Consider the following 19,294-nt stretch of genomic DNA (forward strand, 5'->3'; position numbering starts at 1 on the left):
GTAAAGCTGCGATTCTCACGCAGCTCCGTCAACCTCGCCCAGCACTCTCATACCATATTTCTCGATGATATGTGCCAGCGAAGTGATAAACGCTTCAAATTTTTGTTCCGCCAGACGTTCTTCTGACCGGATTTCATCTGAAGGAATCAATGCGCTTTTATTCTGGATATTCTCCATTCAGAATCACCTCCGCAATTCCTAACGAAATTATAACTCTACTTGCACGGCCTGAAAATGATACGGCCTTTCGGCACTTTTATGTAATCCCCAGACTGCACAAGAGCGTCTTGTTTATGTTTTCCATGTCATCCTTGTTTAGATGACCAATATAGTTTTTTAACCTCGACTTGTCGATTGTTCTGATCTGTTCCAGCATAACAACAGATGGTTTCACCAAACCGCATCTGTCATTTAAGTGGTAATGCGTGGGGAACTTTCTGCTTTTTTTGCTTACACTGGTAATTGCTGCAATAATAATCGTAGGACTGAAACAATTTCCCACATTATTTTGAAGAATGAGTACGGGACGAGAGCCACTTTGTTCAGAGCCGATACCAGGGCTTAAATCAGCCGAATATATGTCACCTCGATGGAATTTTTCAAACATCACTCTCGCCTCCTTAATATCTTAATACTTAAACAGCCGCACCAGTCTGAAAGAAATCTTCGGATAAAAACCTGGTGCGGCTACTGTTATTCTGTTCGGATTACTCGTCATATTTGCCACGCCCCCTGACGATGGGAACACAACAGGTCTCCGCTGGCGCGGCTGTCATAACTCCGCAGCATCGTTCGTATCGTGTGCCACAGGGTTCCCCCCAAGTCTTTGGCGGGCCGTGAGGAAGTATCTTTAAGCCCCCATGCAGTCATCGCGCCGGATCTGCCACAATCCGTTTTATGAAATCGTAGATCGCTCCGAAGCAGTTCTTTCATCACCTCCCTGACTGCTCCATCTTCGCGGCGTTTCACATTCGCTCGTACATGAGTTATGTACCTGTTGTGCTGTCTATTCAGTTTTCAAAGATCTTGAGGTCACGAGGATAGCGTGTCCTTCTAATAACCGTGAGGCTTTGAGCCTTTCTTTCAGGGGCGTTACAGACGATTTTTAAGGAAAGTCTCCATGTTCCGAAGGCCGCGCTGGATAGATTCGCTGACCGATGCAACGCTGACTCCTTCGCTCTTGGCAATCGCTGATTCTGTCAGTCCTAGGAAGTAGTAAGCATAGATGCGCTTGGCCTGCTTGTCCGGCAGAGCGGCAATCGCAGCGTGAAGCTGCTCCATCGTCACTTTGCGCTCATACAGCTCACAAGGGGTCATGGAAACGAAAAGGGCATCATACTCAATTCCGTCTCCGCGATCCAGAGAATAATGCGCCTTGTGGTAATATGTACGGCGGCGGTATGCGGCCTCCAGGCGGTCATGCTCTTTCATAACAGCGGCTACTTCATCAGGAACCTCAATAATGTAATCGGTCTTATAAAAATCGGGATACTGCTCCCGCAGATTGATCTTGGTCATAATTTCCTCCATTTCAGTTGTTAGGGACAAAGGGCAACCGAAATGGCTATGGCGGAGAGCGACACCGTGGATGTTCGGGAAAATTCCCGTAAAATCGACAAAGAAAAACGTCAGACGGCCTTAATAGCTGTCTGACGCATTTTGTATGATATGTTGTACGATTGTGCGGATTATTTACGCTTGATTGCGCGTGTCCGTGTGTATAATTTCTCTTTGGTAGGTCATTGATTTTTTTAGGTAATCACCTACCTGAAAACCATAATTCTGCTGAAATAAATAACCGCCCATCGTAGACTCCTCAAACGGCAGTCACGGGCGGTAATGGAAATATGCCCTGCCGTGAAAGGCCGTTTTTTTTATTGGCCTCCCGTCAGGGCTTTTATGTATATTTTATCTTTCAAAAGTGCATGATAAACACATATCAATACGCGTGATTGGGTGATGGTAACTTCCTCTTACGCACGATAGAATGTAATAGAGGTGAGCAATCATGCCGGAAGATGTATTTGTATATTTGGGACAGTGCCTCAGAGATGCAAGAGAAGAATGTGGACTGACCCAACAGGAGCTTGCGGATCAAACCGGCAGAGGGCTTCGTCATCTCCAGGACATTGAAAAGGGCAGGAAAAATCCGTCTTACGATGTACTGGCATCCTTTATCAAGCGATTAGGCATTTCTGCTAATGAGCTGTTTTATCCTGACGCTTCGGAACAGGAAAAGCAAGTACAGCATTTCATGGGAAAGTTTCTGGCCTGTACCGAGGATGAGCGGCAGATTATCTTGAAAACACTGGATTGTATGGCGGAGCAGTTTATCAGCCGACGTTACAAATCCTCCGATCCGCAAAATTATGAATAAAACCAGCAGGGCAAAATGCAATTTTGCAATTTGTTTCTGTTGGTTTTATTTTGCCTCCGGCAGTAGACGTAAATTTTCCCAGCCCCATCAATCGCCGCTATTTTGTTTCCGGTATTCAGCCGGTGCAATCTTCATGACATCTCGAAATGCTGTTGCAAATTTACTCTGATTCTCATATCCAACCTGGCTGGCAATTTCTGCTATGGTTGCCTGCGTCTGACGAAGCAGAGCAGCGGCCTGTTTCATGCGGTACACTTTCATATAGGTTCCAATGGGCTGTCCATAAACTCCCTTGAACGTATCCTTTAAGGTTGCCGTATTGATAAGATACTCTTTGGAAAGTTCCTCAATCGTTGGCCGTTCCTGCAAGTTGGAGATAAGCCGCTTGTGAATGTCCCGTACAATCTCCACCTGGGGAGAAGTATATAACTCTCGCTGCTTTTCTTTATTTACATCCACCATACACAAGAATAAGAGAAGCTCCTGCACCTTCAGCATGAAGTATGGCTTTTGCAGGCGATCCGGTACGGAATACAGTTCAGAAAAGATATGCTCAATCTCATCCTTGGCCCGCATGACAAAGCATGAGCCATCGGCACAAAATTTGTTTTTGAAATCTGCAATACCAATACCGCTCTCGGCGAGGATTCCAGGCGGATTTTGAGAAACCAGCTCCAGATCAAGCACTACTGAGATTCCGCGATAATGTCTCAAAGGAAAGGCCATTTCAGAAGCACAGTTATCCATTGTATGAATGGAAAGATCCCCTTCTCCGAGGTACAGGCAGGAACCGCTTTGCAATACGCTCCCTTCACGCCCTTCCCGGCAATGATTGATCTCCAGCACATTCTTATCAATGGTTCCGTCCCAATAACAACTCGTTGCTTCAAAATCATTGTAAATAAGCTGGATACCGGGATAAACCTGATAGACTGTCATAAGCCCCAGGCCATCCTCACAGTCCATTTTATAGACGGTGCAATATCCGTCATTATCTTTTGGAATAATCGCAGATAACCCCGTAGCATTGGTGATAGGGTTTTTGTTCATAGTATTCATTCCGTTATCTCGTATTTGTTCTTCCAGGATTCTCCTGGCGTCTTTTATTATATAGTTTTTTCTCATTTTATACCGCTCCAATCGGCAGGATGTGCAATCCAATCAGAAAGCAAATTCTATTATAGTGCAGCCCTGCCGAATGTGCAAATATACGAAAAAGCCGATGCCCTCCAAAACGGAAAACATCGGCTATATGCGGGATTTTATTGGCTGCAATATTCCTTTCCTACACAACCGGAACAACTGCCGCTACAACAAGAACCATTTTTGCGGTTCTTATGGATTTTTCGCACAGCCCATATTGCATAGAACACAATCCCGATAAGGATTATACCAGTAACAAGCATCTAAAACTCCTTTCTGACTGGAAACTCACAACTTATTAGCTTTGGGTCTCCGATCCTCTTTTCAAAATCCAAAGTCCAAATGCGACCACTGATAAAATGGCCGCTGAACGAAGCACTTTTCCAAACGTCATATTCATACCTCACAGCAAAAGTCCAACACGATAAACCACAAAAGTAACAGCCCATGCCACAACCAACTGGAACAGGGCCGAGAACAGCATCCACCTTGTACTGCCGGATTCCTTGCGAATTGTAGCCAGGGCCGCTGCACAGGGAACGTAAAGCAGGCAGAAAATCATCAGGCAAAACGCATTGAGCTGTCCAAAACCGGCTGCACCTAGGATGCCGACCAATGTATCCATTCCCGCGCCGGAGTTGATATTGGGAATCCCAAACAGAACGGCACAACTGGACACCACAACCTCTTTTGCAGAGATGCCAGCAATCAGAGCAACCGCTATCTGCCAGAATCCCAGTCCAATCGGTGCAAAGATCGGTACAAGCCAATGGCCCAGGATAGACCCGAAGCTGTCTGCCATTTCCGTAGTATAGCCATGCGGCCCAAAGTTCAGGATCACCCACATAAGGATAGATGCTACAAAGATGGTAGTACCTGCTTTGGTAAGGTAGTCCTTTACCTTTTCCCATACATAGATTGCCACAGTTCTGGCGCTGGGGGCCTTATATTCCGGCAGCTCAATCAGCAGATAATTTTCCGATTTTCTCCGGTCAATCAAATGGATGATCGCCGCTACCAGGATAGCGACCACCAGGCCGATCAGATACATGGAATAGGCCACGAGCATGGCGCGTTCCTGAAAGAACATCTCGGCAAACAAGATGTAGATTGGCAGACGGGCGCTGCAACTCATAAAGGGCGTAATCAACATGACCTTAAAACGGTCACGCCGGTTTTCCAAAGACCGTGAAGCCATGATTGCCGGAACAGTGCAGCCAAATCCCAAAATCATGGGGATAAATGCCCGTCCGGAAAGTCCCAGCTTGCTCATAATCCCTTCCATGACATACGCAACACGGGCCATATATCCGCTGTCCTCCAGAAAAGCCAATGCCAGAAACAGAATGAAAATGTTCGGCAGGAAAGTCAGGATACCGCCCACACCGGCGATGATGCCGTCTACCAGCAGGGAGCGCAGCACTTCATTGACCCCGACAGCAATCAGTCCATCGCTTATCAATGCCGACAGGCTCTCAATTCCTAATTCCAGGAATCCTTTCAGCCAATCGCCAATGGTAAAGGTCAGGAAGAACACCGCCGCCATGACAACGAGGAAAATCGGGATGCTCCAAAACTTATGCGTCAATACACGGTCTGCCTTTTCCGTCAAAGCGTCTTGACGATCCTTATTGACCAGAACCTCCCTGATGATTTCCTCAATAAAATCATACTTCTCATTGATAATGTCGGATTCATAGTTCCGGTCGATCACATCCGGCATATTGACCGGATAACGTGCAGAGATTTCCTTATCCTGCTCCAGCAGCTTAATGGCGTGCCAGCGGTAATTGGACAGGTTCGGATATTTCCGCTTCAGCTCTGCCATGATAAGATCAATCTTGTCCTCAATAGCATCACTGTAAACCATTGCGTGTTCTGAATGGTGGTCGTGCCGGTGTTTTGGAGTATATTTATGATGATGAATCAGACACTCCGGATCTTTACAGTCTTTATGGTGCGCGGCTGCATGAAGCAGCACATCCAGTCCTGTCCGTTTTCTGGCTGAAACTGGAATGACCGGGATGCCCAGCATTTCCGGCAGTCTGTGTGTGTCAATCTCCATGCCGCGCTTTTCCACAATGTCCATCATGTTCAGCGCCAGCACAACCGGCTTGCCCAGCTCCAAAAGCTGCAAAGTTAAGTATAGGTTTCGCTCCAGAGCGGAAGCGTCCGCAACATCAATAATCACATCGACTTCATCGCTTAGTATAAACTGTCTGGATACCTGTTCTTCCATTGTGTAGGAGGTCAGGCTGTAAGTGCCAGGAAGATCGACCAGTCGAATATTCAGATCATGGTCTTTAATGGCACCCTCTACTTTCTCAACGGTTACACCTGGCCAGTTTGCCACTTTCAGATTTGCACCGGTGTAAGCATTGAAAAGTGTTGTCTTTCCGCAGTTCGGATTTCCGATGAAGCCGATAGTCAAATTTTCTCTCATCGGAATTTACCCCACTAAAATATTCTTTGTGATATTGCGCCCAAGTGCAAAGCGTGTTCCCCTGACTTTCACAATCAGGACACCCCGACTTTTGCTGTTCAGAACAGCGATAGAGGTTCCACGGGTCATCCCAAGGGCCTCCAAACGCTTTTCTATATTGACAGGCAGATCAATATCCTCAACTTTATATTCATTTCCTATTTTTCCATCGCAAAGATACATGAACGCTCCCTCCTCACCGATTTACGGAAGAAGTCTCCGGCAGCTTGCCAAACTCATAAAGCATCATAGAAACGGTAATAACCACCAGAATTGCATCTGTCAGAGCAATCGCCAGCCATACGCCACGAATACCCATGCCGCCGATCATCGGAAGAACCACGCAGAGAGGAATAAACAGAATGATCTGGCGGAACAGCACCAGCCAAGTTGCCTTTTTCGCCTTGCCCAAAGACTGGAACAGGGTTACGGCAATCATAAAGCTGCCTTGCAGGACATAAGTGCTGAACATGATACGGAAGTTGGTTGCACCCGATGCCGCGATACCCGGCGTTGTCAGGAACATGGATAAAATCTTCTCTGGAAACAGCTCGGCAGGAATATAGAACACCAGCGACAGCAGCGTTGCAGCAGTAATAAAAACCCTGGTCAGCGTCTTTACCCGGTCATAGTCCTTTGCACCATAGTTTGTACCGGCGGCAGGCTGGAATCCCTGACTGATCCCCCACAGAGGAACGAAAGAGAAATTCCAGAAGCGGAGCGCCGCACCTAAAAGAAGCTGTGAAGTTTCCCCGCCATAGTTCGATGCCACACGATAGATCACTGTCTGCTGTACCAAGGTCAGAATCTGCATCAACAGAGCAGATACCCCGACAGAAAGAACCTGGGGAAGCAGTTCTCCGTCAATGCGGATGCGCCCAATCTTCACATGAGGACTTTTTTTCTTGAAATACCACAGCGTAATTGCAGCCTGGACAAACTGGGAGAAAATCGTTGCATAAGCAGCCGCCTCAATGCCCATACCGTAGGGATTCAGGATACTGATAAAAATAGGGTCAAGAATGATATTCAAAATAGCGCCGCTGGCAATAATCGTCATTGCCTTTTTAAGCTGGCCTTCTCCGCGAATGACCATGTTTGCACTTTGAAAAAAGTTTACAAACAAGGAACCGGCAAAGATAATCCGTAGATATTTTTCCGCATAATTCAAAATGTTGTCGCTGGCTCCGGTCAGGGACAAAAGCTGGCGGGTGAACACCATGCCTACCACTGTATAGATAACGGACAGCAGAAGAACCATAGCAACCAGGTTGCCCATGATCTTCTTAATTGTGTTTTCATCCTTCTTGCCGATAGCGCGGGACAGTACCGATGCAGAACCCACGCCCAGCATGGCCGCTGAACCGGCATTGATAAGCGTCAAGGGATAGGATACCGATATGGCTCCCATCTGCACGTCACCGACCATCTGGCCGACAAAGATGGAATCCATCATGTTATAAAGCCCAACGACCACCATGCCAAGAACCGCAGGGATGCTAAGTTCAATCATCAGCGGCCAGGGGCTTTTTGTTAAGAGCTTTGTTCTTGTGTCAAGTGCCTGTTTCATCACTCTATTCCTCCTGGTCTATTTTAATTTCGAGGTATCCAGCAAAGCGCGCCAGTGACGTGCCTTGCTGGATTAGCCATATCTAACTAACCACTTAAAGTATATAAAATCCGGGCTTCTTTGTACGCTCCCAACCGCAGGATTTACAATCCAATCTGAAACGAATTTAGGAGCGGAAAGGACATAAGGCCCTTCCCGCTCCCGTTGTTACTGTATCATTTTTTCCAGTAATTTCAGGGCTTCTTCCAGTTTTGGATTTACAGCGTCCGTTTGCAGGGCATCCCGGACGCAGCTTCGTATATGGGCTTGCAAAATCTGCTGATTGGCGCTTTTTAATAACGCCTGCGTAGCAAGAAGCTGATTGGAAATATCCACGCAATAGCGATTTTCCTCAACCATTTGCAGGATACCGTCTAACTGTCCTCTGGCGATTTTTAGCTTGTGAACAATATCGCCTTTCTTGGCCTTCATAAACGGCCCGTTACTGGATACTGACGAGCTGATAGCCAGCGTCCTCGATAGCAGCTTTCAGCACAGCATCCGGCACATCCTGGTCAAGCTGCACCTGGGCCGACTTACTCTCCAGGGAAACATCCACATCCTTGATGCCCTGGATGTCCCGCAGCGCCTTATCAACGTGTTTTACACACATTCCGCAAACCATTCCCTCGATGTTCAATACTTTTTCCATGTGAATTGCTCCTTTTCGTTCTTGTTTAATCGTTGTTTGTTCATACATAGGGACTGAATCCCGTTCTGTATTGGCCTGATGCTTCGCCTTGAACCACCGCAGACGCAGGGCATTGGACACCACGAATACCGAACTGAAACTCATAGCAAAAGCGCCGATCATGGGGTTCAGCTTCCATGCAAAGGGAAGATAGAATACGCCTGCCGCCACCGGAATACCGATGATGTTGTAGATAAACGCCCAGAACAGATTTTGCTTGATGTTGCGGATAACCGCCTTACTAAGCTGGATTGCCGTGGACACATCCAGCAGATCGCTTTTCATCAAAACAATGTCCGCTGACTCAATCGCCACATCCGTTCCGGCCCCGATAGCGATACCAACATCCGCTCTGGCAAGGGCCGGAGCATCGTTGATACCGTCACCGACCATCGCCACCTTCTTACCGACGCTCTGCAAACGACGGATTTCCTTCTCCTTGTCCTGGGGGAATACCTCTGCCACAACACGATCCACGCCGACCTGACGCCGAATCGCTTCTGCGGTCTTTGCATTGTCGCCGGTCAGCATGACCACCTCAATGCCCATGCCGGTCAATTCCGCTATGGCCTGCTTGCTGGTGGGCTTAACTACATCCGCCACGGCAATGACACCAATAAGCTGACCGCCACGGGCAAAGAACAGAGGTGTTTTCCCGTCAACCGCCATTTCCTCGCCCAACTGAAGGAGTGCGCCGCCATTGATGCCATTTGCCGCCATCAGTCGGCGGTTTCCGGCAAGGCACGTTTCGTTTCCGATCTGACCCACAAGGCCCTGACCGGGAATCTGCTTGAAATCATCCACCGGGAGGAAGGAAAGTTGTGCTTTTTCGGCCTCTGCCACAATCGCGTCCGCCAGCGGATGCTCGGACAGCTTTTCCAGCGAAGCAGCGATTTGCAGCATCTCCTTTTGTGGAACACCCTCTTTGCAGAGCATATTTGTCACCACGGGCGTACCCTGGGTAATCGTGCCGGTCTTATCCAGCACAACCGTATCAATGTTATGGGCCGTTTCCAGGGCCTCCGCCGATTTAATCAGGATACCGTTGCTTGCGCCCTTGCCGGTTCCGACCATAATGGCCGTAGGCGTTGCAAGGCCCAGCGCACAGGGACAGGAAATGACCAGGACAGAAATGCCGATAGATAGGGCAAATTCAAAGCCATATCCCAACAGCAGCCAGACAATGACTGCAATCAGCGCGATGCTGATAACCACCGGAACAAACACGCCGCTGACCTTATCAGCCAGTTTCGCAATAGGGGCCTTGGAGCTGGTCGCTTCATCCACCAGACGGACGATCTGTGCCAGCGTGGTATCATCGCCCACCTTGGTGGCCTGCATCTTGAAATAGCCGGACTTACTTGTGGTCGCGCCGATCACTTTGTCCCCGATATGCTTCTCCACGGGGATGCTCTCGCCGGTCAGGGCAGATTCATCAACGGAGGAAAAGCCCTCGATGACAATACCATCCACCGGCACAGACTCACCGGCCTTGACAATCAGGGTTTCGCCCAACTGCACTTCTTCCACAGGCACCTGAAGCTCTTTTCCATCCCGCTCCACGGTAGCTGTTTTGGGAGCCAGATTCATCAGCTTTGTAATTGCATCCGAAGTCTTACCCTTTGCGCGGGCCTCCAGGGTTTTGCCCAAGGTGATAAGGGTCAGAATCATGCCTGCGGATTCAAAATACAAATCCATCATAAAGCTGTGAACCGTAGCCATATCCCCATGACCGAATCCGATACCGATTTTGTAAATGGCGTAAATGCCATAAACGATTGCGGCGCTGGAGCCTATCGCAATCAGCGAATCCATGTTAGGCGAGCCGTGGAACAGGGTCTTGAAGCCCATCCGGTAATATTTGAAGTTGATGAACACCACCGGGATCAGCAGCAGGAATTGGGTAAATGCAAAGCTGATTGCATTTTCCATCCCCAGCAAGGAGCTGGGGAGCGGCCACCCCATCATGTGACCCATAGAAATATAAAACAGTGGGATCGTAAAAAGGGCAGAAAGCAGCAGCCGCTGTTTCATCTGCTTGTATTCTACCTGCGCCGTACTGACCTCCGGTTTTGCTGCCGGTGTGGTCGTGCGGCTCTTGTTTTGTGCGGAGGCTTTGGGAATCGCGCCATAACCGGCCTTTTCAACGGCCTGGACGATTCCCGCCGTATCCAAAACGGATTCATCATAAGAAGCAACCATGCTGTTTTTTAACAGGTTGACGGACACTTCTTTGATGCCAGGTAGCTTTGCCACGCTCTTTTCCACTCTGGTAGAGCAGGCCGAGCAAGTCATACCCGTAATGTCAAATTGCTCCTTTTGCAAAATCATCCCTTCTTTCTTATAAAGATTTGTGCGAGTACCCCTCCCCCGTAGGGAACTAAATACCGTTATGAAAAGGGGCGTTTGGCATCTTGGGGGAAAGATGCTAAAGCCCCGAACATAAAGTTTACGCACAAGGTCTTTGACCGTTTTTCATTATACTTATCCTGCTTCTCCTTTGTCTGCTCCAAAGTGGAGCTTTTTTTATCCAAAGAGAAATGAGGTTTTTTGCTGGAAATCCAATCGGCAGGTTCTCCAATCCAAAGGGCAGAACCGCTCCCAAATCCATTGACTTTGAGGGTTTTCGTGAATATACTGGCAGCATGAACGATTAAACAATCTTTTAATTGTTCAGCCATATCAAGCCAACCAAATACCAAAATGAAAGGGGGCTTTCTCAATGAAAAAGACCATTAAACTGCTTGACCTGGACTGCGGCCATTGTGCTGACAAAATCCAGAACGCCGTGAAGAAGATTGATGGTGTGACCAGCGTATCCGTCAACTTCCTGGGTCAGAAGATGGTTCTGGAAGCGCCGGACGATCAGTTTGACGCTGTTCTGACCGAAGCAAAGACGCTGATTAAGCAGATCGAGCCGGACGTGACTGTTAAGGCGTAATGAAAAGCTGGACACCGGCTGCCACAAGGTAGCCGGTGTTTTTCATCAATAGACAGAAAAAGCGTGACACGCTTTATGCTGCAACGAAAGGAGAATACACTATGACACGAAAACAAAGGCACTTGCTCACACGCATTATCGTGGCGGCGGTGCTGTTTCTTGCAGGCAGCTTGCTCCATCTCCCTGAATTGGCGGAGATGGCGGTCTTTCTCGTCTGCTATGTGGTTGTCGGCTGGGATATTGTCTGGAAGGCAATCACGAACATCCTGCATGGACAGGTGTTTGACGAAAATTTCCTGATGACGATTGCCACCATCGGCGCACTCATTTTGGGCGAACATTCCGAGGGTGTCGCCGTTATGCTGTTTTACCAGGTGGGCGAATGGTTCCAGTCCTATGCGGTGTCCAAGTCCAGAAAATCTATCGCAAGCCTGATGGACATTCGCCCGGACTATGCTAACATCGAAAGGGACGGAAAACTGGTTCAGGTTGACCCGGACGAGGTTCAGATCGGAGAAACCATTGTTGTGAAACCGGGAGAGCGCATCCCGCTGGACGGTACGATTCTCAAAGGCTTCTCCACCCTGGACACTTCGGCCCTGACCGGAGAATCCATGCCCCGCGAGGTGGAGCCGGGAATGGAGGTCATCAGCGGCTGTATCAACCAGACCGGCATCCTGAACATTAAGACCACAAAAGAATTTGGGGAATCCACCGTAGCCAAAATCCTTGACCTTGTGGAAAACGCAAGCGATAAGAAGGGCCGTATTGAGAATTTCATCACACGCTTTGCCAGGTATTATACCCCGGTAGTGGTATTTGCTGCTCTGGCGCTGGCAATCCTGCCGCCGCTGATTACCCAGCAGCCATTCAGCACCTGGATTTACCGTGCCTTGACCTTCCTGGTGATTTCCTGCCCCTGTGCGCTGGTCATCTCCATTCCGCTTAGTTTCTTCGGAGGCATCGGCGGCGCGTCCAAGATCGGCGTTCTGGTAAAGGGCAGCAACTATCTGGAGGCCCTGGCAAATACCGAGGTCGTGGTCTTTGATAAGACCGGCACACTGACAAAAGGCTCCTTTGCGGTCAGCGAGATCCACCCTGTCGGCATGAAGGAAGCGCAGCTTTTGGAGCTGGCCGCATACGCTGAGGACTACTCCAACCACCCGATTTCTCTTTCTATTAAAAACGCCTATGGACAGAAAATCGACAACAGCCGAGTTTCCGATGTCCAGGAAATTGCCGGTCACGGCGTGCAGGCCGTGATTGACGGGAAAACGATTCTGGCCGGAAACACCAAGCTGATGGAGAAAGCGCATATTAAGTACACGCCATCCTCAGCTGTCGGCACCGTGGTCTATCTGGCCTGTGACGGGAAATACGCTGGATGTATCATCATTGAGGACGAGATCAAGGCCGATGCTCCAGCCGCAATCAAGCTGCTGAAATCTGCCGGTATCCGCAAAACGGTCATGCTGACCGGCGATGCAGATGCCGTTGGAAAGAAAGTCGCAGGGCAGCTTCATCTGGATCAGGTTTATACTGAACTGCTGCCCGCTGATAAGGTTGACCGCGTGGAAAGCCTGCTGAAGCAGAAAAGCGAAAAAGGTATGTTGGCCTTTGTTGGGGATGGTATCAATGACGCTCCCGTACTGGCGCGGGCCGATGTCGGTATTGCTATGGGCGGCTTGGGTTCCGATGCGGCCATTGAAGCTGCTGACGTGGTTCTTATGACGGATGAACCGTCCAAGATTGCCGCTGTTATGAAGATCGCCCGTAAGACGATCCGCATCGCAAATCAGAATATTGTGTTTGCCCTGGGCGTGAAATTCCTGGTTCTGATTTTAGGTGCGCTAGGCTATGCAAATATGTGGGCGGCGGTGTTCGCGGATGTAGGCGTTTCCATTATTGCGATTCTCAATGCCATCCGCGCCATGCGGGTCAAGCTGCCGGATATGCCAGCGGGCAGCACAAATCAGGGTTAAGCGCAATAGAAATGCGCCGCAACTTTCACACGCTGCGGCGCATTTCCTTATTGTTCAGTCGGGCATGATACTTCAAACAACGCATCTATGGCATGATGCAGGAGCTTTGCCTGCGGCGTGTCCGACAGCGAATAATAGACTTCTTTTCCGTCCCTGCGGCTTGAAATGATCCCGCTCTTTTTTAATATCCGCAGATGATGTGACACAGCAGGGGCGCTCATATCCACAGCCGCCGCAAGATTGCATACACATTCTTCACAATGGCACAGCAGCCACAGAATCCGCAGCCGGGTCGGATCGCCAAGCTGCTGAAATAAAAATGATATATCCTTAAACCCTTCCGCAGAGGGCATCTTATTTAAGACTTTTTCAATATTCTGTCCGTGGTTATGGGGTAGATTGTAATGCGGCATAAAAATCAGCTCCTTCCTGTGACTATGATACTGACATAATTCTTGTCTGTCAAACAGCTTCATTATAGATTGGAGAAAAATACATGAACGAAACAGAGAAAAAAACTTTTTCCGCTCCAAGCCCTGGCGAATTGGAACAATTAACCGAGCTTCACAAAGCGATGGGCGATTACACACGGATGCGGATACTTTGGTATCTGATGCAGAAAGATTCTTGCGTCAGCGAACTGGCACAAAAGATGGAGGTCACAGAATCGGCCATATCCCACCAGCTTCGTGCGCTTTGGATTGTCCGGTTAGTGCAATCACGCAAGGCCGGGAAAAACGTGATTTATTCCTTGCAGGACGAACATATCCGGTGGATTCTTGAAGAAACCTACGCTCATATTTCAGAAAGATAAAAACGCAGCCCCTGTGCTGTTTTGCAGGGGCTGCGCGGGTATTCAATTACAGCGTTTCGTAGGAAACCAGCTGGCTCATCGGGATGCGCTGCTTATTGAAGCGATTGGGGTCGCCGGTTCCTTCATCGGAATAGCCGACAACCAGAATGTTGACCGGCTCCAGGTTGGCCGGGAGGTCAAATTCCTTGCGCAGAACATCGGGCTTGAAGTAGCATACCCACACCGTTCCAAGGCCCAGCTCTGTGGCCTGGAGCATCATGTGGTCGGTCAGGATGGAGGCGTCAATGTCACCGGTCTGCTTCTGATCGAAAGGCCGTACCCACGCCTTATCGTGATCGGCGCAAACAATAATAGCCAGGGGCGCACCGTAGATATTGGCCGCTTTACTGATCTTCGCAAGACCTTCCTCGCTCTGAACGGCAATCAGGCGAATCGGCTGAAGGTTGGCAGCGGTCGGGGCCACATGAGCAGCCTCCAGAATCTGCTCCAGCTTCTCAGGTTCTACCTTCGTTTCCTTGTAATCGCGTACCGACATACGCTGCTTTGCAATCGTGATAAAATCCATAATATATAGTCCTTTCATTATTTTTATTTTGAGCATATCAAATCAACCATTGACCTAATTGTAGCACTAGAACACAAAACCGCAAGAATGCACTTTTTCGGAAGATACTTCCCAAAAAGATAGCACCTTGCGGGAAAGGAGAGCCATTTTATGAAATGTGAAAAAAATCAATTCAACTGCCCAGTTGAGGCAACCCTGTCTTTGATCGGCGGCAAGTATAAGCCGTTGATCCTCTGGCATCTGATTGACCATCCATTACACTATATGGAGTTACAGCGGCTGATTTCAAACGCCACGCCGAAGATGCTTTCGCAGCAGCTTCACGATCTGGAAAACAACGGCATGATTCATCGTGAAGTGATTCCAGAAAAGCCGCCCAAGACGGTATATTCTCTTACCCCATTTGGACAGAGTATTGTTCCTATTCTGGATGCAATGTGCCAGTGGGGAAACAACTATCTGGACGGCCTGGATGTTCAGCCGCCATGCTGTCAAAGTCGCAAATAAAAGGCTGGGCATAGCTGACGAAAAACGGCTATGCCCAGCTTATATTTTCTGCTCTAAATTTGTGACTGCCGGACGTAATTGCACAGCGCGCCAAAGTCAACATGGGGATTCTTACTTAAAATCTGTTGCAGGCTTTCCCCGGCCTTTTGATGCAGCTTCGGCTTTTTCAGATCGTCCAAGCGGAAGAAGATATTGAGCCGCCTGCCGACAGTAAACAAAAGCCTTTCATCCGGTGGCAGGGTCAGAAAGCGGTCAATCGTAGAGAGCATTTCCTGTTTCTCTGTTCGCAGATTTCCCCTGACCTCCAGAAGCAGATTGACGATGTGTTCATTCACATAGTAACTGTCCATCTCATGTAGCTGCTGCAAGAATAACTTTTGCTCTATAACGATTTCTTCCTCCGATTGCAGAGTAAACGAGCCATCCCTGACAAACTCGCCCAGCTTGGACTCTAGCTTAATACCCGTGGCGTGGACACGGATAAAATCAGGCTGGATGATGTTCAACGCCTTTGCTGTTTGAGCAGCATTTTCTTCAGACAGCTCCTTGCCGCCGATCCCCAGCAATATGAACTCCGACAAGATCATGTCCGCATCTTTTGCCATGCAGCCGCTTCGTACAACGGTAGCGGAACCGTTCATTGCTAAAGCGGTTGCTATTGATTACCCGAAGCAGATAGTCGGTAAACTTTGGTGGCATGATGCTCTCAATACTTACCACAACTTTTCGCTCCGGGCTGTTATGAATTTGAGTAATCAGGGAAGAAAGCACCTGCGGAGATAAGATGATAAAATCCATTTCTCCCTTGATAATTAGCGTGTACTCTTTCATTTTAGGTCCCTTTTTCATACGGCCAGTGTAACCGACACTGGCCGTATGTTAGAACACATCAATCAGTTGCCCGCAGTCTTTCCACGATACTTTGCTTCTCCAAATTCTTAAAGCAGATATAGGGAATAACGATTGCAAACGCAATCAAAATCGGCGTACAGATTACCAGCGGCAATAGTGTAAAGTGGAATGTTGCCGTCCAGTCACCGGCTACCATCATACGGACACCAACAGCTACTGCCACAGTGCCTAATACATAAGCTGCCAACAAAGTGCTTCCCGCGTAATACAAGCCCTCGTCGATCAGCATACGCCGGAGCTGCCGTTTTGTCATTCCGATGCTCTGGATCATGGCAAATTCTTTCTGGCGGGAAACAATCGCTGTTACCATCGAATTGACGAAATTCAGAATACCCACAAAAGCAATGATAAGGCTGATTGCAAAGCCCATCACAGTGTTCGCCCGTGTCTGTTCCTGATAATGCTCAATCAAAGTGGATTTCGCAGTATAATTCAGGCTCTTGTCCACGTCTTGTTGATATTGGATTAGCATTTCTTCCGCCTGCGGCTGGTATTCCTCGACTACATCAAAGAACAGCTTCCGCAGAGTGTTATCCGGATACATGGCCCGGAATGTATCGGCAGGAAGATAGAAAGAAAGGAAGTCTTGTGTGCTGCTGTTTACGCCCTCGGTAATGGTGGGAATATCCGCCACAATCGCCATAACCTCGTATTGCTGGCCGTTCAACTCTACCGTATCACCAACAGAATAAGTCGGCTGTGTTTCTTTCCCACTGTCCTCTGCACCGGTAGCCGCTTCCATCACTACATAGCCCCCGGACAAGAATTTCCCTTTGTCAAAGGTGCCATCCAACATCCTGCCGTCCTGTGCAAAGGTGTCCAGAATCAGGCCGTCAATGCCGTATAGAATGGAAGTACATTCGCCGCTGTCGATCATGTCGTGATAGGCTTCTGCCAGCCCTGCATCCGTTGCTTCAATATAGGTCAGCCGGTCATCAGCGTTATAGTAGGTCTGGATATTTTCAAGAGCAGACGCCCCGATTTTATGTGTAAATACCTGCGAATACAAACGCCCTGTTGCTTCCAGCCCGGAAAGTCCCTCAATGTTCTGTACCAGCTCCGGGGAAATGGTGGTGCCATAGGGATTATAGGTGCCAAAGGTGGAAGAAATCGAACTGTCCTCTACCTCAAAATCACTGATAACTGTCTGGCTCATGTACTTATCAATATCGAAGCTGGCATTTTTCGCATAGACACATGAAAGCAGCACAAGCCCCAGCGTCAGGGAGCAGATTACCGTAATGGTACGCTTTTTGTTCCGGCCTAAGTTAGCCAGAGCCATCTTCGGGATGCTTGCGCCGCCGGTGCTTTTCTTTGTTTTCCGTTTGCTGTTCGTTCCGGCGTCGGTGTAGCGCAGAGCTTCCATTGGGGAAACCTTACCGGCGATTTTCGCAGGCTTCATGCAGGAAATCAGAACCGTCAAATAGGCAAACAGCGCAGAGCCGATGAAGATATAGGGATTGACCGCTGTTTTGGCTTCTCCCGTTGTCCCGGTTATCATTACCGGCACCAGCACAGCCCCCAGCAGATACCCGATCACAAGCCCGATAGGAATACCAATCAGCGACAGGCGGTTGGCCTGTCCGTAAATCATCTTCTTTAACTGTCTTTTGGTTGTCCCCAAAGTTTTCAGTCGGCCATAAAAGCGGATGTCACTGGCAACGGAGATCTGAAAGATGTTATAGATAATCAGATAACCGCTTGCAAATACCAGAACCATGCAAATTGCCATCGGCAGAACTTCACGGTTGATATTCTGGTTCATTGTGGAATCATAAGCGGCATTGGGAGAAAGGGACACATTGGAAAGGCCGGTGTCGGCTAAAATCTGTTCCGCCGCCCCTTCCAAATTGCTGTCGCTGTATAGGTCGATATGGAGCATCACCGTTCCTAATACCTGCCCGTTTGCCAACTGTTCCACTTGGTCGATACCTGCACACTGGCTTTGAACAAAGGCTTCGGAAACCCATACCATACTTGCCATAGCAGCAGAATTTCCATTCCAATAGCCGGAGAGGGTGAATGTACTGGTGGTGATTTCTTCACCGTTTAAGTCCTTACGCCATTGCAGGGTGATTTTCTGCCCCAATTCATAAGGCAGCCCCATTTTATCAAGGGTAATGGTGTCCAAAGCAATCTCGTTTTCCTGCACCGGCATAGTTCCCTCGGTGGGATAGGAAAAGCTGGAACGGGCATAGTTTTCGTCCGCATAGCGGATTTCTACCTGTCGCCCGGTCAACTCCTTGTTTTCAGCAATTCCAACCACAATGCTTTTGCCAAAGTCTCGGACAGCTTCATGGGTGGTGATCTTCTCCACATCCGCGTCCGTCATGATGCCGGAACTCAAATGGCTGTTATATCCGGCCTGCTGAAAATTCATGTTCCGCAGGTTTTCAACCATGCTCTGCGATAGGACAAACAGGGATGTAAACATTACCGTTGTCAGAACAATGGCAAAGATGGCAACCAGATTGCGCGTTTTGTTTGCCTTGAAACTGCGGTTTGTCAATGTGCGTATCATTGATTTTTGTCTTTTCATGGTATCACCGCCTTACTCTGCAATCCGGCCATCTTCGATATGAATGGTACGATCTGCCTGCGCTGCAATTTCCGGGTTATGGGTAATCATTACAATGGTCTGATGAAATTTCTGACTGGTGACTTTCAAAAGCTCGATGACTTCATCACTGGTCTTGCTGTCCAGATTGCCGGTCGGCTCGTCGGCAAGGATGATTGCCGGTTTGCTGGCTAAAGCTCTTGCAATGGCGACGCGCTGCTGCTGGCCGCCGGAAAGAGTGTTGGGCATATTGTAGAGTTTCTTTTCCAGCCCCAGCAAAGCCACGATCTCTTTGATAAATTTCTGATCCGGCTTTTTCCCGTCAAGCTGGATGGGCATAACGATATTTTCATACACATTCAAGACGGGAACCAGATTGTAGTTCTGAAAGATAAAACCGATCCGCTGGCGGCGGAACACAGTCAAGTCCTCGTCTTTCAGCTTGCCCAGCTCGTAATTATCCACCCTGACAGAGCCGGAAGTGGGGCGGTCTAATCCCCCCAGCATATTCAGCAGGGTTGACTTGCCGCTGCCGGATGTGCCGATGATGGCAACAAACTCGCCCGGTTCAATCGAAATGCTTACGCCGTCCAGCGCCTTAACAATATTCGGCTCGGTGCCGTATTGCTTTGTCAGTTGCTTGGTGCTTAAAATACTCATGTTCTATAACCTCTCTTTGCTTTTTGTGTTTTTTCTTCATTATATCCGGGCAAA

21 protein-coding genes are annotated in these 19,294 nt (G+C 48.7%); 5 read left to right on the forward strand and 16 right to left on the reverse strand.

Annotation, left to right across the window (positions count from 1 at the left end):
* Positions 1-15: 15 nt before the first annotated feature.
* The 3 genes from DW819_RS15605 to DW819_RS05305 all read right to left on the reverse strand — a co-directional run bounded on the left by DW819_RS15605 (position 16) and on the right by DW819_RS05305 (position 1,518).
* Complete coding sequence (locus tag DW819_RS15605) at positions 16-177, reverse strand: hypothetical protein (RefSeq protein WP_002576183.1); 162 nt, start codon at positions 175-177, stop codon at positions 16-18.
* A gap of 79 nt (positions 178-256) precedes the next feature.
* On the reverse strand, positions 257-607 hold the full coding sequence (locus DW819_RS05295) for a type II toxin-antitoxin system PemK/MazF family toxin (RefSeq protein ID WP_002576184.1): 351 nt from the start codon (positions 605-607) through the stop codon (positions 257-259).
* A gap of 485 nt (positions 608-1,092) precedes the next feature.
* The gene (locus tag DW819_RS05305; protein WP_025491709.1) at positions 1,093-1,518 is read right to left on the reverse strand and encodes a sigma factor-like helix-turn-helix DNA-binding protein; all 426 of its coding nucleotides are present in this window, start codon (positions 1,516-1,518) and stop codon (positions 1,093-1,095) included.
* A 490-nt stretch (positions 1,519-2,008) separates the two neighbouring features.
* Here DW819_RS05305 and DW819_RS05310 point away from each other — a divergent pair, with 490 nt between their 5' ends.
* Entirely contained in the window at positions 2,009-2,377 is a 369-nt protein-coding gene (locus tag DW819_RS05310; protein ID WP_002576186.1) for a helix-turn-helix transcriptional regulator, read from the forward strand.
* Positions 2,378-2,464: 87 nt separating this feature from the next.
* Here DW819_RS05310 and DW819_RS05315 read toward each other — a convergent pair whose 3' ends face one another.
* The 8 genes from DW819_RS05315 to DW819_RS05350 all read right to left on the reverse strand — a co-directional run bounded on the left by DW819_RS05315 (position 2,465) and on the right by DW819_RS05350 (position 10,983).
* Complete coding sequence (locus tag DW819_RS05315; protein WP_347560169.1) at positions 2,465-3,427, reverse strand: AraC family transcriptional regulator; 963 nt, start codon at positions 3,425-3,427, stop codon at positions 2,465-2,467.
* A 212-nt stretch (positions 3,428-3,639) separates the two neighbouring features.
* Positions 3,640-3,783, reverse strand: a complete 144-nt coding sequence (locus tag DW819_RS05320) for a FeoB-associated Cys-rich membrane protein (RefSeq protein ID WP_118732400.1) — start codon at positions 3,781-3,783, stop codon at positions 3,640-3,642.
* A 140-nt stretch (positions 3,784-3,923) separates the two neighbouring features.
* Complete coding sequence (feoB, locus tag DW819_RS05325; protein WP_118732401.1) at positions 3,924-5,963, reverse strand: ferrous iron transport protein B; 2,040 nt, start codon at positions 5,961-5,963, stop codon at positions 3,924-3,926.
* A 6-nt stretch (positions 5,964-5,969) separates the two neighbouring features.
* Positions 5,970-6,185 (reverse strand): FeoA domain-containing protein, encoded by a 216-nt coding sequence (locus tag DW819_RS05330; protein WP_002576189.1) that lies wholly within the window; start codon positions 6,183-6,185, stop codon positions 5,970-5,972.
* Between the two features lie 13 nt (positions 6,186-6,198).
* Positions 6,199-7,572, reverse strand: a complete 1,374-nt coding sequence (locus DW819_RS05335) for an MATE family efflux transporter (protein ID WP_025580749.1) — start codon at positions 7,570-7,572, stop codon at positions 6,199-6,201.
* A gap of 207 nt (positions 7,573-7,779) precedes the next feature.
* Entirely contained in the window at positions 7,780-8,043 is a 264-nt protein-coding gene (locus DW819_RS05340) for a metal-sensing transcriptional repressor (protein WP_044912385.1), read from the reverse strand.
* 10 nt (positions 8,044-8,053) lie between these two features.
* On the reverse strand, positions 8,054-10,633 hold the full coding sequence (locus DW819_RS05345; RefSeq protein ID WP_243025603.1) for a heavy metal translocating P-type ATPase: 2,580 nt from the start codon (positions 10,631-10,633) through the stop codon (positions 8,054-8,056).
* A gap of 59 nt (positions 10,634-10,692) precedes the next feature.
* Positions 10,693-10,983 (reverse strand): hypothetical protein, encoded by a 291-nt coding sequence (locus DW819_RS05350; protein ID WP_117472533.1) that lies wholly within the window; start codon positions 10,981-10,983, stop codon positions 10,693-10,695.
* A 41-nt stretch (positions 10,984-11,024) separates the two neighbouring features.
* On the opposite strand from DW819_RS05350, the gene DW819_RS05355 reads away from it, so the two are divergent.
* Together DW819_RS05355 and DW819_RS05360 are read left to right on the forward strand one after the other, a co-directional pair.
* Complete coding sequence (locus tag DW819_RS05355; RefSeq protein WP_118732402.1) at positions 11,025-11,243, forward strand: cation transporter; 219 nt, start codon at positions 11,025-11,027, stop codon at positions 11,241-11,243.
* A gap of 101 nt (positions 11,244-11,344) precedes the next feature.
* Positions 11,345-13,225 carry a heavy metal translocating P-type ATPase gene (locus tag DW819_RS05360; protein WP_118732403.1) on the forward strand — a complete coding sequence of 627 codons (1,881 nt, stop codon included), beginning with the start codon at positions 11,345-11,347 and terminating at the stop codon, positions 13,223-13,225.
* A 47-nt stretch (positions 13,226-13,272) separates the two neighbouring features.
* Here the strand turns inward: DW819_RS05360 and DW819_RS05365 are convergent, their stop codons facing one another.
* On the reverse strand, positions 13,273-13,638 hold the full coding sequence (locus DW819_RS05365) for a metalloregulator ArsR/SmtB family transcription factor (RefSeq protein WP_002576194.1): 366 nt from the start codon (positions 13,636-13,638) through the stop codon (positions 13,273-13,275).
* Positions 13,639-13,721: 83 nt separating this feature from the next.
* On the opposite strand from DW819_RS05365, the gene DW819_RS05370 reads away from it, so the two are divergent.
* A complete protein-coding gene (locus tag DW819_RS05370) occupies positions 13,722-14,039 on the forward strand; it encodes a metalloregulator ArsR/SmtB family transcription factor (RefSeq protein WP_002576195.1) in 318 nt (105 codons plus the stop codon).
* A 46-nt stretch (positions 14,040-14,085) separates the two neighbouring features.
* Here DW819_RS05370 and DW819_RS05375 read toward each other — a convergent pair whose 3' ends face one another.
* On the reverse strand, positions 14,086-14,604 hold the full coding sequence (locus tag DW819_RS05375; RefSeq protein ID WP_002576196.1) for a nitroreductase family protein: 519 nt from the start codon (positions 14,602-14,604) through the stop codon (positions 14,086-14,088).
* 150 nt (positions 14,605-14,754) lie between these two features.
* Between DW819_RS05375 and DW819_RS05380 the strand changes: the two genes are divergently transcribed.
* Complete coding sequence (locus DW819_RS05380) at positions 14,755-15,111, forward strand: helix-turn-helix domain-containing protein (protein ID WP_009003386.1); 357 nt, start codon at positions 14,755-14,757, stop codon at positions 15,109-15,111.
* Positions 15,112-15,164: 53 nt separating this feature from the next.
* Here DW819_RS05380 and DW819_RS05385 read toward each other — a convergent pair whose 3' ends face one another.
* From DW819_RS05385 to DW819_RS05395, 3 genes are all read right to left on the reverse strand, one after another.
* The gene (locus DW819_RS05385; protein WP_243025605.1) at positions 15,165-15,716 is read right to left on the reverse strand and encodes a coproporphyrinogen III oxidase; all 552 of its coding nucleotides are present in this window, start codon (positions 15,714-15,716) and stop codon (positions 15,165-15,167) included.
* 284 nt (positions 15,717-16,000) lie between these two features.
* Complete coding sequence (locus DW819_RS05390) at positions 16,001-18,562, reverse strand: ABC transporter permease (RefSeq protein WP_118732405.1); 2,562 nt, start codon at positions 18,560-18,562, stop codon at positions 16,001-16,003.
* Positions 18,563-18,574: 12 nt separating this feature from the next.
* Positions 18,575-19,240, reverse strand: coding sequence for an ABC transporter ATP-binding protein (locus DW819_RS05395; protein WP_002576200.1), 666 nt, complete (start codon positions 19,238-19,240; stop codon positions 18,575-18,577).
* Between the last annotated feature and the right edge of the window lie 54 nt (positions 19,241-19,294).

The sequence above is a fragment of the Clostridium sp. AM33-3 genome (assembly GCF_003480315.1).
In the GTDB taxonomy this organism is placed as follows: domain Bacteria; phylum Bacillota; class Clostridia; order Lachnospirales; family Lachnospiraceae; genus Brotaphodocola.